Source organism: Umezawaea sp. (assembly GCF_057122925.1).
This window is the reverse complement of the sequence record NZ_DBNGPQ010000041.1, coordinates 24,172-40,440: the sequence shown is the minus strand read 5'-3', so window position 1 is coordinate 40,440 and position 16,269 is coordinate 24,172. Positions and strand designations below refer to the sequence as shown.

Sequence of the window (16,269 nt, the reverse complement as noted above, 5' to 3'; positions counted from 1 at the left end):
CCCCGCATTCGGCATTCGAATAGCGGAACCGGCGCACGCCGGATGCTCGCTAAGGTCACCCTCATGCAGACCCGCGCGCCGGTGGTGGTCGGCCGGGACAAGGAAGTGCACGAGCTGGAGCGGGCTCTGGAGGACGCCAGGGCTGGTCGCGGCGGTGCCGTCTTCCTCGTCGGTGAGGCGGGTGTCGGGAAGTCGAGGCTCGCGCGGGTGGCCGCGGGCCGCGCGTTCGACAGCGGCATGAGGGTGCTCCGCGGTCGGGGCAGCACGATCGGCCCGATGGTCCCGTTCCGCCCGCTGGCGGAGGCGCTGCTGTCGCTGTTCCGCGGTGGCGAGGCGCCCGACGAGGTGGAGCTGGGGCCCTACAAGCCGGTGCTCGGCAGGCTCATCCCCGAGTGGAGCCGGGGCGAGGCCCAGCACAACGGCGAGTCGCTGGTCGTCCTGGCCGAAGCGGTCCTGCGGCTGCTCTCCGCCGTCGGCAGGAGGCAGGCGTGCCTGCTGGTGCTGGAGGACCTGCACGACGCCGACGCCGAGACCCTCGCCGTCATCGAGTACCTGGCGGACAACCTCGACCAGCAGCCGGTGGTGCTGCTGGCGACCGTCCGGGGCGAACCCGGCGACGCGCTGGACGTGGTGACGCTGGCGGCGCGCCGCGGCGCGGGCGTGGTGCTGGAGCTGGCGCGGCTCGACCGCGACGAGGTCCGCCGGATGGCCGCGTCCTGCCTGGAGGTGGAACGCGACGCGGTGCCCGCCGAGGTCGCGGACCGGCTGTGGGCCGACAGCGCGGGGAACCCGTTCGTCGTCGAGGAACTGCTGCACGGCATGGTCAGCAGCGGTCTGCTCGTGCCGGGCCCGGACGGCTGGCGGGTGCTCGGCGAGCTGCGGATCGAGGTGCCGACGGCGCTGGTGCGCAGCATCGCGCACCGCACGGACCGGCTCGGGCCGCAGGGCCGTGAGCTGCTGTCGGTGGCGGCCGTGCTGGGCCACCGGTTCCCGCTCTCGATCGTGCGGCGGGTGACCGGGATGGACCACCGGGGCCTGCTCAGCCACCTGCACGCCGGTGTCGCGGCGCAGCTCGTGACCCCGGACGAGCCCGCGCCGGACTGGTACGCCTTCCGCCACCCGCTGACGGCGGAGGCGCTGCGCGCGCAGCTCACGCCCAGCGACCGGGCCGAGATCTCCGGCCGCACGGCCGACGCCATCCAGGCCGCCCACCCCGACCTGCCCGGCGAGTGGTGCGCGCTGGTCGCGGCGCTGCGCCTGGACGCGGGCGAGGACGCGCGCGCGGGCGGGCTGCTGGCCGAAGCGGGTCGCCGCGCGCTCAAGGGCGGCGCGCCGGGGTCGGCGATCACGTTGCTGGACCAGGCGAACCGGCTGCTGGCGAGCGGGGTGGACCCGGAGATCCGCGCGGACGTGCTGGAGTCGCTGCTGCCCGCGCTGACCGAGGCGGGCCAGTTCGAGTCCGCCATCGCGCTCACCGACACGCTGGCCGAGCTGGCGGCCGCCGGGCTGCCCAAGCCGCGCCGGGTCAGGCTGCACACCGAACTCGCGCGGGCCGCGCACATCGCGGGCCGGTGGGACTACGGCATGGGCCAGGTCGGCGCGGCCCGCGCGCTGCTGGGCCGCGACGCCGGGGACGAGCAGACCGCGCCGGTGGACGTCGTGGCGGCCATGCTGACGGTGCACACCGAGAGCACGGACCGGATCGACACGGCCGCGGCGCTCGCGCGCCGGGCCGTGGACGCCGCGGCGCGGGTGCCGCTGCCGCTGGTCGGCTGCGAGGCGTGGCAGGTGCTGGGCATGATCGCCCGCGAGGACGACACCGCCGAGGCCAACGCGTGCTTCGAGCAGGCCAGGAAGCTGGCGGAGGAGCACGACCTGCCGATCCAGCAGGTGTACGCGATGGTGCGGATCGCGGGCAACGACTGGCTGGTCGACGCGACCACGGCGTCGCTGGACCGCACCCGCGAGGAGGCGCAGCGGGTCGGCGCGATCACCATCGCCTACAACGTCGACGCGATCCGGTCGCTGCACGCGGTGCTGGTGGGCGACCACGCCGGGGCGGCGGAGCTGGTCGAGCAGACGGCCAGGGTCACCTCGCGGCTCAAGATGACGCCGCTGACCCGGTACCTGCTGATGGTCAAGGCGACGTCGGCCGCGCACCGGCTCGACCGGCAGGGCATGGAGCACGCCCTCACCGAGTTCCGCGCGGTCTCCGACGGCGGCGCCTCGCAGGAGCAGCCGCTGTGCTTCGGCCTGGCGCGGACGTTCTGCGCGCTGCTGGAGGAGGACCGCGAGCTGGCGGAGAGCGAGCTGGCGCAGGCGCTGGCCCACGAGGCGGAGAACCCGACGATCTTCCACCTGGCGGGCCGCCACGGGCTGCACCTGCTGCTCGGCGTGCTCGCGGGCCGGGTGGGGTGGCCGCACCACCGCGAGATCACCAGCGCCGCCGCGAGCCGGATGCGGTGGAACCGGGTGTTCGCCGACCTGGCGCACGCCGTGCTGCTCGGCCGGGACGGCAGGGCCGCCGAGGCCGAGGCCGCCGTGCGGGCCGCCCAGGACGCCGCGTCGATCTTCCCGGTCGCGCGGCACCTCGGGCTGCGGCTGGTCGCCGAGGCGGCGCACGCGGACGGCTGGGGCGACCCGGTGGCGTGGCTGCGCGGTGCGGAGGAGTACTTCCACCAGGCGCAGGTGACGCCGGTCGCGAGCGCGTGCCGGGGCCTGCTGCGGCAGGTCGGCGCGACCGTGCAGCAGCGGCGCACCGGCACCGATCAGGTGCCGCGCCAGCTGAGGGTGCTGGGCGTCACTGTTCGGGAGTTCGAAGTGTTCCTGTTGCTGGCCAACAGGATGGGGAACAAGGCCATCGCGGCGCGCCTGCACATCTCCCCCAGGACCGTGGAGAAGCACGTCGCGAGCTTGATCAGCAAAACCAGCCGCCCCGACCGGGAGGCGCTCAGCAGCTTCGCCGCCGCCATGGCGAGTTGACCGGATCGGAAATTCGCATGGCCTTCTCCGCGAGGTTGGCGTACACGAATCCAATTCACCGCATAGACTCTTGCTTGCCCGGTGTTGTCGACCCCCCTGACCGCACCCGGCGTGTACACGGCCCCCGGCTCCCAACCCCCCAGGTGAGCTGGGGGCCGTCGCACGTTCCGCACTCTCCTTGCCAGGTCAGGACATCTGACCGCCGATGTCGCCGTGCGGCAGGTACTGGGCGGGGATGCTGCCGAGCCGCCCGGCCTGGTGGTCCTCGAACGCCTGGAGCACCTCGGCGCGCGTGTTCATCACGAACGGCCCGCCCCACGCGACCGGCTCGCGGATCGGCGCGCCACCCAGCACGACGACCTCCATCTCGGCGTAGCGGGACTCCTGCTTGCCCGCGCCGTCCAGCACGATCGTGTCGCCGGGCCCGAACAGCGCGAGCTGCCCGGTGGAGATCGGCCGCCGCTCGGCACCGACCGTGCCGTCACCGGCCAGCACGTAGACCAGCGCGTTGAAGTCCGGCCGCCACGGCAGCCTCACGCGTGCTCCGGGGCTCACGGTGGCGTGCAGCATGGCCATCGGCGTGTAGGTCGAGCCGGGGCCCTGGTGACCCGCCACGTCGCCCGCGATGACGCGCACCAGCACGCCGCCGTCGGGGGAGGTCAGCAGCACCGACTGGTTGCCGCGCAGGTCCTGGTAGCGCGGTTCCACCCACTTCTGGGCGCGCGGCAGGTTGACCCACAGCTGCACGCCGTGGAAGACGCCACCGGTCCGCACGAGTTCCTCGGTCGGCTTCTCGATGTGCAGCACGCCACCGCCCGCGGTCATCCACTGCGTGTCGCCGTTGGTGATGTTGCCGCCACCGCCGTGCGAATCGGCGTGCTCGAACTCGCCGTCGATGATGTACGTCACGGTCTCGAACCCGCGGTGCGGGTGCCACGGGGTGCCCTTCGGCTCACCCGGCCCGTAGTCGACCTCGCCCATCTGGTCCATGTGGATGAAGGGGTCGAGGTCGGCCAGGTCGATGCCCGCGAACGCCCGGCGGACGGGGAAGCCCTCGCCCTCGAACCCCTGCGGACCAGTGGTTACGGAACGGACTTTCCGGTCAACAGCCTCGGGGGCGGGTTCGGGGATCCGGGCCAGGCTGGTGATGTCGGTGACGGTGACCGCGGGCATGGTTTCCTCCAGGTTGACACTTCAACTCACCGGTTCAAACGATTTTGTGCGGCAGGTCATTCCCGCAGGGCCGTTAGGGGCGGTTTAAACCCGAAGGTGGACTCCAAGCAAGACGTTCCGTAACCTGATCGAGACTTCGCGCCAGGCAGTAACCCTTCCGGGTTAAACGGCCAGGTCACCGCCGCACAGACTGTGACAGTGCCCCCTGGGCACAAGGTGGGAAGTACCGACGAAGGAGGCTGCGCGACGTGTCGTCGCAACCACGCAAGCGGATGTTTCAGGGAGCGCTGGCGGCCACCGCGGTCGCCGCGTCAGTCCTCGGCACGGCCCCCTACGCCCAGGCCGACCCCGCGTCCGAGGCGCTCCAGAAGTACAACGACCTCTCGCACGAGGCCGAGGTTCTCAACGCCGACCACCTGAAGGCCCAGGAGGCCCTCACGGTCGCGGAGAACGAGCTGGGCAAGGCCAACACGGACCTCACGGCGGCCACGGACGCGGAGAACGCGGCGAAGGCGACCGAGGAGCAGTTCCGGGGCCAGGTCGACCTGCTCACCGAGGCGTCCTTCGAAGGCGCGCGCTTCAACAACCTCTCCGCGCTGCTGGTGAGCGACTCGCAGCAGGACTTCCTCAACCGCATGTCGGCGATCAGCGTGCTGGCCGCGGACAACAGCGAGGCGCTCGGCAAGCTGTCCAGCGCGGTCGAGACCGCCGACCAGGCCCGCGTCTCGGCCAAGGACGCGACGGACCGCGCGGGCAAGGCCAAGGACGATGCCGCCAAGCTGCTGGAGGACATCGACAAGAAGGCCGAGGAGCTGGACGGCAGGGTCAAGGAGGCCAAGGCCGCCTACAACGCCCTCAGCAGCACCACGAGGAACTCCCTCGCCGCGGGCAGCGAGCAGACGCCGATCACGGTGGACGCCTCCGGCGCGGCGGCCACGGCCGTGAACTTCGCGCTCGGCCAGCGCGGCAAGCCCTACGTGTTCGGCTCGAACGGCCCCAACTCCTGGGACTGCTCCAGCCTCATGCAGGCCGCCTACCGCGAGGCGGGCATCTCGATCGGCCGCACCACGTACGCGCAGGCGGTCCTGGGCCGCGCGGTCTCGCGCAGCGAGGTCCAGCCGGGCGACCTGGTCATCTACTACGCCGACCAGGGCCACGTCTCGATGGTCGTGGACAGCAACACCGCGGTCCACGCCTCCACCGAGGGCGTCCCGGTGAAGACCGCGCCGATCGACTCCATCGGCCCGATCAACACCATCCGCCGCATCGTAGGCTGACCACAGCACCAGGAGCCCGGCCCCGGAACACAGTTCCGAGGCCGGGCTCTTGACGTTGAAGCACAACCCGACCACACGGAACACGGAACACGGCTCGCAACCCGAACCGGGGCTTGAAAACCCGACTCACAACCAAGGCGCCACCCGAGTTCGAACCCACACCCCCGGCCTCACCCCGATCCGAAGCGCCCTCACTTCGCCCTTGGTTTGTCAAGGCATCTTTCCCGCCTTGACAAACCAAGGGCGAAGCTGGAGACAATCGCGCGAGCGGGGTGAGACCGACCCGCACCACCGACCCGCACCACAACCGGCCCGCCCCACAACCGACCCGCACCACAACCGGCCCGAACCAACCCACCGACCCGCACCACCACCGAGCCGCCCCAACTCGCACCAACACCGAGCCGCCCACCGAACCCACACCCACCGAGCCCCACCTACCGAGGCTCCACCAGGTACCCCACCTCGACCCCCCTCACGTCCACGTCGTTGAACCACGCCGTGTGCCCGACCCCGTCCCACCGCACCAACCGGGCCCCGCGGATCTGCCCGGCCAACCCCACCCCCCACACGTGCGGCGTGGCGGGATCGTGCGCCCCGCTCACCACCATCACGTTCCGCACCCCGCGCACCACCACGGGCCCCCAGGGGTTCCGGGCCGGAACGGGCCACCCGGCGCACCCGGCCTGCACGTCCCACCCCTCCACGTACCCGCGGGTCACCGGAGCGGCAGCCCGCACCTCGGCCACCCGCGCGGCCATGTCCGCGGCCCCGCGCACCGACGACGGGAAGTCGTGGCACGCGATCACCCGGTAGGCGGCGTCACTCCCGACCCCCGCGAACGCCGACGTGTCCCCGCCGAACGCCGTCACCAGGATCTCCGCCACGGCGGGCCACTGCGACCTGATCGACAGCCCCGAGTACACCCCGTACCCGATCTGGGCCGCGGTGGCACCGGGTCCCGGCCGGGCCAGCAGCTCGCGGAACTCCCCCACCACGTCCCGCCCGTGCGCCGCGCACCCCGCGTCCGCGGCGCACCACCGCGCGAAGAGCCCGAACACCTCCTCGTGCACCACGGCCTCGTCGAGCGCCATCCGCCGCGACCCGACCGCGTGGTCGACGGCCCCGTCCAGCACCGCGGCCCGCACCCGCGCGGGGAACACCCCGGCGTAGGTCGCCCCGAGCAGGGTCCCGTAGGACAACCCGAGCCACGACACCCGAGCCTCCCCGAGCACGTCCCGCACGACGTCGAAGTCCCGAGCGGCGCTCACCGTGTCGACGTGGTCGATCAACGGCCCGGTCGCCCGCAGGCACCCCAGCGCCACCTCCCGGTTGTAGGAGACGAGCCGGTCGAACGACGCACGGGACTCGGGGAACTGCTCCACCCCCGTCGGGGGCAGCTCGCACGCGATGGCGGGCACGCTCTCCCCCACGCCGCGCGGATCGACGCCGACGACGTCGAACCGCTCCCGCAGCTCCGGCGGGAACAGCCGGGGCTCGTCCCGCACGAACGGGACGGCCGCCCCACCGGGCCCACCGGGGTTGAAGAACAGCACCCCGATCCGCCGAGCGGGATCGGCGGCCCGCAACCGGCTCACGGCCAGCGTGATGCGCTCCCCGCCGGGGTTCCCCCAGTCCAGCGGCACCCGCACCGTCCCGCACTCGGCCCCGTGCTCACCGCAGGGCGTCCACACGACGGCGGGCGACGCGACCGCCACCGCACCCCAGCCGACACCGCCGACACCGCCGACACCGCCGACACCGCCGACACCGACCAGCAACCCCAGAACCGCCACCAACACCAGAACCGACCGCATCCCGCTCCCCCGTGGAAGATCCACCACCGACCCGGATCATCGGATGACCGAAGTCGCGCACGCGTCGGCCCACGAGATGATCCACGTCCCAGACCACCGGCCCTTGCGGGCCGAACGGGACCTCCACTAGAGACGACCCAACCGCCCCGAGTCGAGGAGGACCCGAGTTGGACAGCAAGACGATCGCGCTCGCCGCGGTGGCGACGGCCGGTTTGCTGCTGGGCACCGCCCCAGCGGCGTCAGCGGAACCGGACGTCACCCGCGGTCCCTGCGCCTACACCAAGACCCCGGAGGAACCCGCCGCCCGCCCGGTCCGCCTGCCCAAGGACCCGAGGCACACCCCGAACCGCGGCACGGTCGACGTCCTGCTGAAGACGAACCGGGGCCCGATCCCGCTGACCCTGGACCGCGCGCTGGCCCCGTGCACGGTGCAGAGCTTCATCCACCTCGCCGAGCACCGCTTCTACGACGTCACCACCTGCCACCGGCTGACGACGTACCCGACGCTCAAGGTGCTCCAGTGCGGAGACCCGAGCGGCACCGGCGAGGGCGGCCCCGGCTACCGGTACAAGGACGAGCTGCCGACCACCCTCCCGCCCGCGCCGAACGACCCGACGGGCGAGCGCCGCACCTACCCGCGCGGCACGCTCGCGATGGCCAACGCCGGGCCGGACACCAACGGCAGCCAGTTCTTCCTCGTCACGTCGGACTCGGTGCTGCGCCCCAACTACACCGTGTTCGGCACCATCGGCGAGGAGGGCCTGAAGACGGTGGACGCGGTCGCCGCCGCGGGTGTCGCACCGACCCCCGAGGAGCCCGCACCGGTTGACGGGGCACCGAAGCTGAAGGTCGACATCCGTCGCGCCACCGTCAAGTGTTGACGTCCGTCGACGCTTCCCGCACCGGCCACCCGGCGTTCATCGTGATCACTCTTCACGTTCCTACGCTGCGCAACCGAACGGGAACGTCCAGTGCGAGGAGTCTCGGATGAAGCGAATCACGGCCGCGGTGGTCGCGGCCGCCCTGCTGATCGCGGTAGCGCCACCCGCACAGGCGACGCCGACCGCCACCGGAACGACGGCCGTCGGCCTGCACAACAGCTACACGCAGGCCACCGCCCCCTGGCTGGTCGACGTGCTCGACCGGAACCCCGGCATGATCGAGATCGACGTGTGGACGAACTTCCTCTTCACCAACGACTTCCAGGTCGGCCACGACCCCGGCAACGCCAACAACTGCTCCAGCTCGACGACCTACGAGGGGCTGCGGTCCGGCAGCCGCAACCAGAACCTCGCGGGCTGCCTGCGCAACGTCCGGCTGTGGCACGACCGCAACCCGAACCACGCCCCGATGGTCCTCAAGGTCGAGATGAAGAACGGCTTCGACGGCCGCGCGGGCTTCGGGGTGCCGCAGTTCGACACCCTGCTCGCGAACACCCTGGGCGCGGGCAACGTGTTCTCCCCCGCGAACCTCAAGGGCGGTCACGCCGACCTCGACACCGCGGTGCGGGCGAGCGGCTGGCCGTCGCGGTCGGCGCTGACGGGCAAGTTCATCGTCATCCTGGAGAACGGGACGTTCGAGCTGGGGAACCCGTTCGACACCTACGACACCGACCTGGAGGTCGCCGACCGGCTGATCGCCGCGAACTCCAGCGGGACGCTCTCCTCCGCGCTCTCGTTCCCGGCGATCAACGGCGCGTCGGCGACCGACCCGCGCACGGGTGACCGCGGCGGCGCGCGCAAGCCGTGGATGGTCGCGTTCGACGGCAACGCCTCGGCCTTCGCGGGCTTCGGCGGCGGCCCCTACCTCGGGGGGAAGTACCTGGTCGTCATGACGGACGCGCACAACGTGCCGCCCGCCGTCGACAGCCGCGACCCGGCGCCCGCCGACGCCTGGGCGAAGGTCCGGCAGCTGGGCGGGATCGGCGCGACGATCGTGTCCAGCGACTGGACGAGCGCCGAGGTCCTCTCCTACACCACCACCTAGTGCGGCGAAGGGGGTTCTCCGTCCGATGTGGACGGAGAACCCCCTTCCCTCGGGACTAGCGGGTTTTCGCCACCAGCGTCAGCACGTCGTACTTCGCGACGGAGGCGCCGTCCTGGTTCACCAGGTCGGCGTCCCACCGCACCTCGCCGTAGTCCTTGTCCTCGCGCGGCGTGATCTGCTTCGCCGTCAACGTCACGGTCAGCTCGTCGCCGGGGAACGTCGGCGTGAGGAACCGCAGGTTGTCCAGGCCGTAGTTGGCCAGCACCGGACCGGGCTCGGGCGAGACGAACAGGCCTGCCGCGAACGAGACCACGAGGTAGCCGTGCGCGACCCGGCCGCCGAAGAACGGGTTCGCCTTCGCCGCGTCCTCGTCCATGTGCGCGTAGAACGTGTCGCCGGTGAACTCGGCGAAGTGCTCCACGTCCTCCATCGTCACCGTGCGCGGACCCGCCACGACGCTGTCGCCGACCTTCAGCTCCGCCAGGCTCTTGCGGAACGGGTGCTCCTCGGACTCCGTGCGCGGCGCGCCCGGCACCCAGCGGCCGGTGACGGCCGCCAGCACCTTCGGGCTGCCCTGCACGGCCGTGCGCTGCATGTGGTGCAGCACGGCCCGCATACCGCCCATCTCCTCGCCGCCACCGGCCCGGCCGGGCCCGCCGTGGACCAGCGCGGGCAGCGGCGAGCCGTGCCCGGTGGACTCCTTGGCGTCGTCGCGGTCCAGCACGAGCATCCGGCCGTGCCACGCGCCCGCTCCGAGCACGACCTCGCGGGCGAACGCCGGGTCCGCCGTGACGATCGAGCCGACCAGGCTGCCCTGGCCGCGCGCGGCGAGCCGGACGACGTGCTCGGTGTCGGTGTACGGCATCAGCGTGCTGACCGGGCCGAACGCCTCGACCTCGTGCGGCTGGGCGAGTTCCGGGTCGTCGGCGCGCAGCAGCACGGGCGAGAGGAACGCGCCGCGCTCGGCGTCCGCGTCCACGACCTCGACGCGCTCGGGGTCGCCGAACACGATCCGCGAGGCCTCCAGCAGCCCCTTGAGGGAGCGGCGGACCTCCTCGCGCTGCTCCAGGCCCGCGAGCGCGCCCATCCGCACGTCCGGGTTGGCGGGGTTGCCGATCACGACCTTGCCGAGCCGCGCGGACACGGCCTCGGACACCTCGTCGATCAGCGGCGCGGGCACGAACGCGCGGCGGATCGCCGTGCACTTCTGGCCCGCCTTGGCCGTCATCTCCGTGACGAGCTGCTTGACGAACAGGTCGAACTCCGGTGTGCCGGACACCGCGTCCGGTCCGAGGATCGAGCAGTTGAGCGAGTCGGCCTCGGCGTTGAACCGGACGCTGGAGCGCACGACGGCCTGGTGCGTGCGCAGGTGCTGCGCGGTGGAGGCGGAGCCGGTGAAGCCGACGAGGTCCTGCTCGGTCAGGTGGTCGAGCAGGTCGCCCGCGCTGCCGCAGACGAACTGGAGCGAGCCCTCGGGCAGCAGCCCGGAGCCGATCATCAGCTCGACGAGCCTCTCCGTCAGGTACGCGGTCTGCGACGCGGGCTTCACCAGGCTGGGCACGCCCGCGAGGAACGCGGGGGCGAACTTCTCCAGCGGGCCCCACATCGGGAAGTTGAAGGCGTTGATCTGCACGGCGACACCGCGCAGCGGGGTGGCGATGTGCTGGCCCGCGAACGTGCCGCCGCGGCCGAGCGGCTCCAGCGCGCCGTCGACGTAGACCGTGTCGTTCGGCAGTTCGCGCTTGGCCTTGCTGGCGTAGCCGAGGAGGACGCCGATGCCGCCGTCGACGTCGATCATCGAGTCGTTCTTCGTCGCGCCGGTGCGCGCGGACAGCGCGTACAGCTCGTCGCGGTGCTCGCGCAGGGTCGAGCCGAGCGCCTTGAGCAGCGCCGCGCGCTGGTGGAACGTCAGCTCGCGCAGCGCGGGGCCGCCGACCTCGCGGCCGTGCCGCAGCGCCGCGGCCATGTCGATGCCCGCGGAGGAGATCCGGGCGATCTCCTCCCCCGTCACGGCGTCGTGCAGGGGTGCGCCCTCGGCGGTCGGCACGTGCCAGTGGCCGGAGACGTAACTGCGCAGCAGAGCCATCGGGGTCGTCCTCCAAGGTCCGGGGTGATCTACCGACCGTTCGTTCAGTGAAGCAGGCGGGTCGCGCCCTCGTCAGCACACTATCGGGGAATGCTTGTTCTCGGTCCGCACTGAAGCGATGAAGGAGGCTGCCCCTACTTGCATCGTGACTTGAACAAAGACGTCGAGTAACGTTCCGCACACACCAGGTGGTTCGGACCATTTATCACTGATCCCCCCTGAAGACCGCCGATCAGTGGTTCGACGACGAGCCACCACCCTGCGTGAAAGGTGATCTGCGATGTCGACACGAGGGCCTCTTCGGCGTGCCCGAGCAGCCGGAATGCTGGGTGCAGCCCTGCTGATGACGCTGGGCGCGATCTCCGTGTCCACCCCGGCCAGCAGCGCACCCGCCAACTCCGCACAGGACGTCAGCGCCATGGCGACCACGTTCGCGGACGAGTTCAACGGTCCGGCGGGCGGCGGGGTCGACGGCAGCAAGTGGCAGTTGGAGACGGGTGACAACGTCAACAACCACGAGCGCCAGATGTACACGAACAGCCGCAGCAACGCGGCGACCGACGGCGCGGGCAACCTCGTCATCACCGCCCGCAAGGAGAACCCGGCCAACTACAACTGCTGGTACGGGCGCTGCGAGTACACGTCGGCGCGGCTGAACACGGCGGGCAGGTTCACCCAGACGTACGGCCACTACGAGACGCGGATGAAGCTGCCGCGCGGCCAGGGCATGTGGCCCGCCTTCTGGATGCTGGGCGCCGACATCAACACCGGCAACCCGTGGCCGGGCAGCGGCGAGATCGACATCATGGAGAACGTCGGCTTCGAGCCCAACACCGTCCACGGCACGCTGCACGGGCCCGGCTACTCGGGTTCCGGCGGCATCGGGGCGGCCTACAACGGCCCGAACTTCTCCGACGGCTTCCACACGTTCGCGATCGACTGGGCCCCGAACTCCATCCGCTGGTCGGTCGACGGCAACGTCTACCAGACCCGCACGCCCGCCGACCTCGGCGGCAGGCAGTGGGTGTTCAACAAGCCGTTCTTCATCATCATGAACCTGGCGGTCGGCGGCTACTGGCCCGGCGACCCCAACAGCAGCACCCAGTTCCCGCAGCAGCTCCTCATCGACTACGTCCGGGTGACCACGTCGGACAGCCCGCAGCCCGGTGGCGGCCAGATCATCGGCCTCGCGGGCAAGTGCCTGGACGTCGCGGGCGCGAACAGCGCCAACGGCACGCCGATCCAGATCGTCGGCTGCAACGGCAACGCCGCGCAGAACTGGAGCCGTCCCGGTGACGGCACGATCCGCGCGCTGGGCAAGTGCCTGGACGCGGCGTCGGCGGGCACCGCGAACGGCACGCTGGTCCAGCTCTGGGACTGCAACGGCACGGGTGCCCAGCAGTGGGCCGTGAGCGGGGCGCGCGACATCGTCAACATCCCGGCGAACAAGTGCCTGGACGTCATCGGCAACAACCCGGGCGACGGCACCCGCACGCACCTGTGGGAGTGCACGGGCGCGGCGAACCAGAAGTGGACCGTCTGATCCCGACCCGCTAGACCCCCGATCGGCGAGAGCCGCTCGTGTCCTGTTCGGACACGGGCGGCTCTCGCCGTGTTCCTGCTGGGAGAAGAGCTGGTCAGGGCGTCGGGCACGGATCCGTTCACCCGGCAATCGGCCGATCGGCTATTCGCCCTTCGGCCGATTTACCGAAGCGGGACGTGCAACCCGGATCGTCTGATAGGCGTCTAGACCTTCAGGTCGAGTCCGACCGCGACTCATCAGTTGGGGGATACCCGGTGTTGAAGCAAGTCCTCGTCCGCTTGGGCGGGCTGGCCGTCGTGGCCGTCGCCGCGACCGCCTGCGGCTCGTCAGGTGGGGCTCCGGTCAACCCGGACCTCGCGCCCAGGGGCACCGCGATGACCACGGCCAAGCCCACCCGGCAGGACCTCACCAACAAGGTGAGCCTCACCGGCAAGGTGACGATGAACCCGGTGTTCGGGCTCGTCGCGCCGGTGGCCGGGCAGGTGCGGTTCATGGACGTGAAGGAACCCGCGGGCACGCCCACCACCGCCACCAGGGTCGGGTCGGTGTGGGCCGACGGCTCGCCCACGTGGTTCGAGGTGCCCGCGGGAGCGACGTTCTCCGGGCGGCTGGTGGACGACAAGTCCACGGTGACCGCGGGGATGCCGGTGGCCTCCGCGAAGCTCGCCGGGTACGGCATCGCCGCCGACATCGACAGCGCCCAGGCCTACAAGATCGCCGACGGGGCCGCGTCGGTGCAGGGGCAGATCAAGAACGGGCCGGGGCCGTTCCCGTGCGCCGTGCTCGGCACGATCGCCGCCCTGCCCGCGGGCACCGTGCCCGCGCCCACCCCCGCGGAGGACAAGGACACCGAGGCGGACGCCGACAAACCCACCGACTCGCCGAAGCAGCAGCAGCCCCAGCCCGACGCGGGAGGCCAGAAGTCCGAGTCCACCGGTCTGCGGCTGGTGTGCACGGCGCCCGACGACGTGAAGCTCATCAACGGCGCCGCCGCGACGCTGGAGGTCGTCACGCAGACCTCCGCCAACGCGCTCGTGGTACCGGTCGAGGCCGTCGCGGGCGGCCAGGGCAACGGCAAGGTCGAGATCGTGAAGTCCGACGGGAGCAAGGTGATCGCGGACGTCGTGCTCGGTCTGACCGACGGCAAGGTCGTCGAGATCAAGTCCGGTCTGACCGGTGATGAGACGCTGAGCATGCCGGGCCCGAACCTGCCCGCCGCACCGCAGGACCAGAACAACCCCACGCCGGGGTCGTGATGACGCCGCTGATCAGCATCACCGGTCTCACCAAGACCCTGAAGGGCCAGGGCGAGCCCCGCACGATCCTCGCGGGCGCGGACCTGACCCTGCACAGCGGGGAGAGCATCGCCATCCTCGGCCGCTCCGGCTCCGGCAAGAGCACCCTGCTCAGCCTGATCGGTCTGTTCGACCGCGCCGACGGCGGCCAGTACCTGTTGCACGGCAACGACATCACCCGCATCCCCGAGCGCAGGGCCGCCGCGCTGCGCAGCGAGGAGTTCGGGTTCGTCTTCCAGCGGTTCTTCCTCCTCAAGCACCTGACGGCCGTGCAGAACGTGTCCATGGCGCTCGTCAACGGCCAGGGCTGGCTGCCGCGCCGCAAGCGCAGGGCGAAGGCCATGGAGGCGTTGGAGAGGGTCGGCATCGGCCACCTGGCCAAGCACAAGCCGCCCCGGCTGTCCGGTGGCGAGCAGCAGCGCGTCGCCATCGCCCGCGCGCTGGTGCGCGAACCGAAGATCCTGCTCGCCGACGAGCCGACCGGCGCGCTGGACACCGAGACCGGCAACCTCGTCGTGGAAGCCCTGCGCTCGGCGACCGACCGCGGCTGCGGGCTCATCCTCGTGACCCACGACCACGACCACGCCGCGAAGATGGGCCGGGTCATGCAGTTGACGAACGGCGTCTTCGAGCGCACCCCGCAGCGGGTGGTCGCGTGATCCGCCTGTCCGGCCGGTTCCGGTCCTCGCTGATCATCGGCGGCCAGGGCATCCGGGCCCGCAAGATGCGCACGTTCCTGTCCATGATCAGCCTGTTCCTCGGCGTGCTCGCCGTGGTCACGGTCCAGGCGGGGTCGGTGATCGCCCAGCGCGCGCTGCTGTCCGACATCGAGATCAGCCAGGGCAAGGACGGCACGCTCCAGATGTACCTGCCGCCCACGCCGAAGGCCGTCCCGATCACGATGGAGCTGATCCAGGGCCGCGCGGACGTGGCGGGCCTGACCTCGGGCAAGGCCGTCATCGGCGAGCCCGGCGTGAAGCCCATCAACGAGGGCGGCGGACCGCTGGACGGCAGCGGTGGCTTCCGCGGCCCGGCGATGACGTGCGACGCGAGCGGCCAGTGCAGGCCGATGGACGAGGAAGCCGCCCAGGCCCCGTCCGGCCAGGCCATCGAACTCAGCATGAAGGCGGTCACCGGCGACATCCGCCAGTTCCGCCCGTTCCGCCTGGAATCGGGCGAGTGGCTGGACTCCAGCAGCACGCCGTCGCTCTCCCCCAGGATCGTCCTCAACAAGCAGGCGGCCGAGGGCTTCAGCAAGTACCAGGTCCCCGCGGAGATGCGCGTGGACGGCGCCGTCGCCAACACCACCCCGCGCATCATCGGCGTGGTGGACGACGGCGGCTGGGGCCCGGCGGCCTACGTGCGGTCGGACGAGCTGCTCAACTGGATGCCGGTGGACAGCCTCAGCGACCAGCGCTACGGCGGCATGGAGCTGATGCTCGCGCCCGGCACCACCGCGGACCTCCAGCAGACGCTGAAGAGCAGGCTGACGGCCGCGGGCGTCAACCCGGACGAACTCCAGGTGCGGACCGTCAACTCGCTGGAGGAGATGCGGTCCCAGTTGACGCTGATGCGGTGGATCTTCCTGGGGATGGCCGCGCTGGTGCTGCTGATCGGTGTGGCGGGCATCCTGAACGTCGGGCTGGCCACGGTCGGGGAGCGGATCGAGGAGTTCGCGCTGCGGAGGGCGGTGGGGACGCCGCGGATGCTGCTGGCCGGGATCGTGTTGGCGGAGACGTTGTTGACCGGGTTGCTGACGGCCGCGTTCGCCATCGGGTTCGGCGCGGTGGGGTTGAAGGCTGTGAGCGTGGTCCTGGGGTCGAGGGAGCCGTTCTTGCAGGACGTGGCCTTTCCCTGGGAGGCCGGGGTCGCCGGGGTGGTCGCGGGCCTGGTCGCGGGCGTGCTGGGTGGGTTGATCCCGGCCATCCGCGCGGCTCGGATTCCGATCGCCACGGTGATGCGGGCTTGAGGTGGGGTTCGGCTGCTGGTTCCGGTGGGATGGCCGCTGGTTCCACGGGGATGTGTCCGCTGCCAGTCCCGGCGATTGGCTTGGGACCCCTCGACGTGACCCTGTGATCGGGCTCAAGGGCAGGTGGTGGCCACCTGCCCG

11 protein-coding genes are annotated in these 16,269 nt (G+C 71.5%); 8 read left to right on the top strand and 3 right to left on the bottom strand.

Translation table 11 applies throughout. From position 1 onward, the window contains the following. The first annotated feature begins 63 nt into the window (after positions 1–63). The gene (locus AC156L_RS07020; protein WP_330882836.1) at positions 64–2,982 is read left to right on the top strand and encodes a helix-turn-helix transcriptional regulator; all 2,919 of its coding nucleotides are present in this window, start codon (positions 64–66) and stop codon (positions 2,980–2,982) included. Between the two features lie 186 nt (positions 2,983–3,168). Here the strand turns inward: AC156L_RS07020 and AC156L_RS07015 are convergent, their stop codons facing one another. Then, on the bottom strand, positions 3,169–4,155 hold the full coding sequence (locus AC156L_RS07015) for a pirin family protein (protein ID WP_330882834.1): 987 nt from the start codon (positions 4,153–4,155) through the stop codon (positions 3,169–3,171). Positions 4,156–4,403: 248 nt separating this feature from the next. Here AC156L_RS07015 and AC156L_RS07010 point away from each other — a divergent pair, with 248 nt between their 5' ends. Further along, positions 4,404–5,432 (top strand): C40 family peptidase, encoded by a 1,029-nt coding sequence (locus AC156L_RS07010; protein ID WP_330882832.1) that lies wholly within the window; start codon positions 4,404–4,406, stop codon positions 5,430–5,432. Between the two features lie 437 nt (positions 5,433–5,869). On the opposite strand, the gene AC156L_RS07005 is transcribed toward AC156L_RS07010, so the two are convergent. Continuing rightward, positions 5,870–7,249: an alpha/beta fold hydrolase gene (locus tag AC156L_RS07005; protein WP_330882829.1), complete on the bottom strand. Its 1,380-nt coding sequence runs from the start codon at positions 7,247–7,249 to the stop codon at positions 5,870–5,872. A gap of 167 nt (positions 7,250–7,416) precedes the next feature. On the opposite strand from AC156L_RS07005, the gene AC156L_RS07000 reads away from it, so the two are divergent. After that, entirely contained in the window at positions 7,417–8,130 is a 714-nt protein-coding gene (locus AC156L_RS07000) for a peptidylprolyl isomerase (RefSeq protein WP_330882827.1), read from the top strand. A gap of 106 nt (positions 8,131–8,236) precedes the next feature. Further along, positions 8,237–9,235, top strand: coding sequence for a Ca2+-dependent phosphoinositide-specific phospholipase C (locus AC156L_RS06995; protein WP_330882824.1), 999 nt, complete (start codon positions 8,237–8,239; stop codon positions 9,233–9,235). A gap of 55 nt (positions 9,236–9,290) precedes the next feature. On the opposite strand, the gene paaZ is transcribed toward AC156L_RS06995, so the two are convergent. Beyond that, positions 9,291–11,321, bottom strand: a complete 2,031-nt coding sequence (gene paaZ / locus AC156L_RS06990; protein WP_330882822.1) for a phenylacetic acid degradation bifunctional protein PaaZ — start codon at positions 11,319–11,321, stop codon at positions 9,291–9,293. Between the two features lie 322 nt (positions 11,322–11,643). Between paaZ and AC156L_RS06985 the strand changes: the two genes are divergently transcribed. The 4 genes from AC156L_RS06985 (at position 11,644) to AC156L_RS06970 (ending at position 16,128) form a co-directional block, all read left to right on the top strand. Continuing rightward, complete coding sequence (locus AC156L_RS06985) at positions 11,644–12,864, top strand: family 16 glycosylhydrolase (protein ID WP_330882820.1); 1,221 nt, start codon at positions 11,644–11,646, stop codon at positions 12,862–12,864. A 254-nt stretch (positions 12,865–13,118) separates the two neighbouring features. Beyond that, on the top strand, positions 13,119–14,120 hold the full coding sequence (locus AC156L_RS06980) for an efflux RND transporter periplasmic adaptor subunit (RefSeq protein WP_330882818.1): 1,002 nt from the start codon (positions 13,119–13,121) through the stop codon (positions 14,118–14,120). After that, positions 14,120–14,818 carry an ABC transporter ATP-binding protein gene (locus tag AC156L_RS06975; RefSeq protein ID WP_330882816.1) on the top strand — a complete coding sequence of 233 codons (699 nt, stop codon included), beginning with the start codon at positions 14,120–14,122 and terminating at the stop codon, positions 14,816–14,818. Before AC156L_RS06980 ends, AC156L_RS06975 begins: the two co-directional genes overlap by 1 nt. After that, the gene (locus AC156L_RS06970) at positions 14,815–16,128 is read left to right on the top strand and encodes an ABC transporter permease (RefSeq protein ID WP_330882815.1); all 1,314 of its coding nucleotides are present in this window, start codon (positions 14,815–14,817) and stop codon (positions 16,126–16,128) included. The genes AC156L_RS06975 and AC156L_RS06970 overlap by 4 nt, the downstream gene beginning before the upstream one ends. The last annotated feature ends 141 nt before the right edge of the window (positions 16,129–16,269 follow it).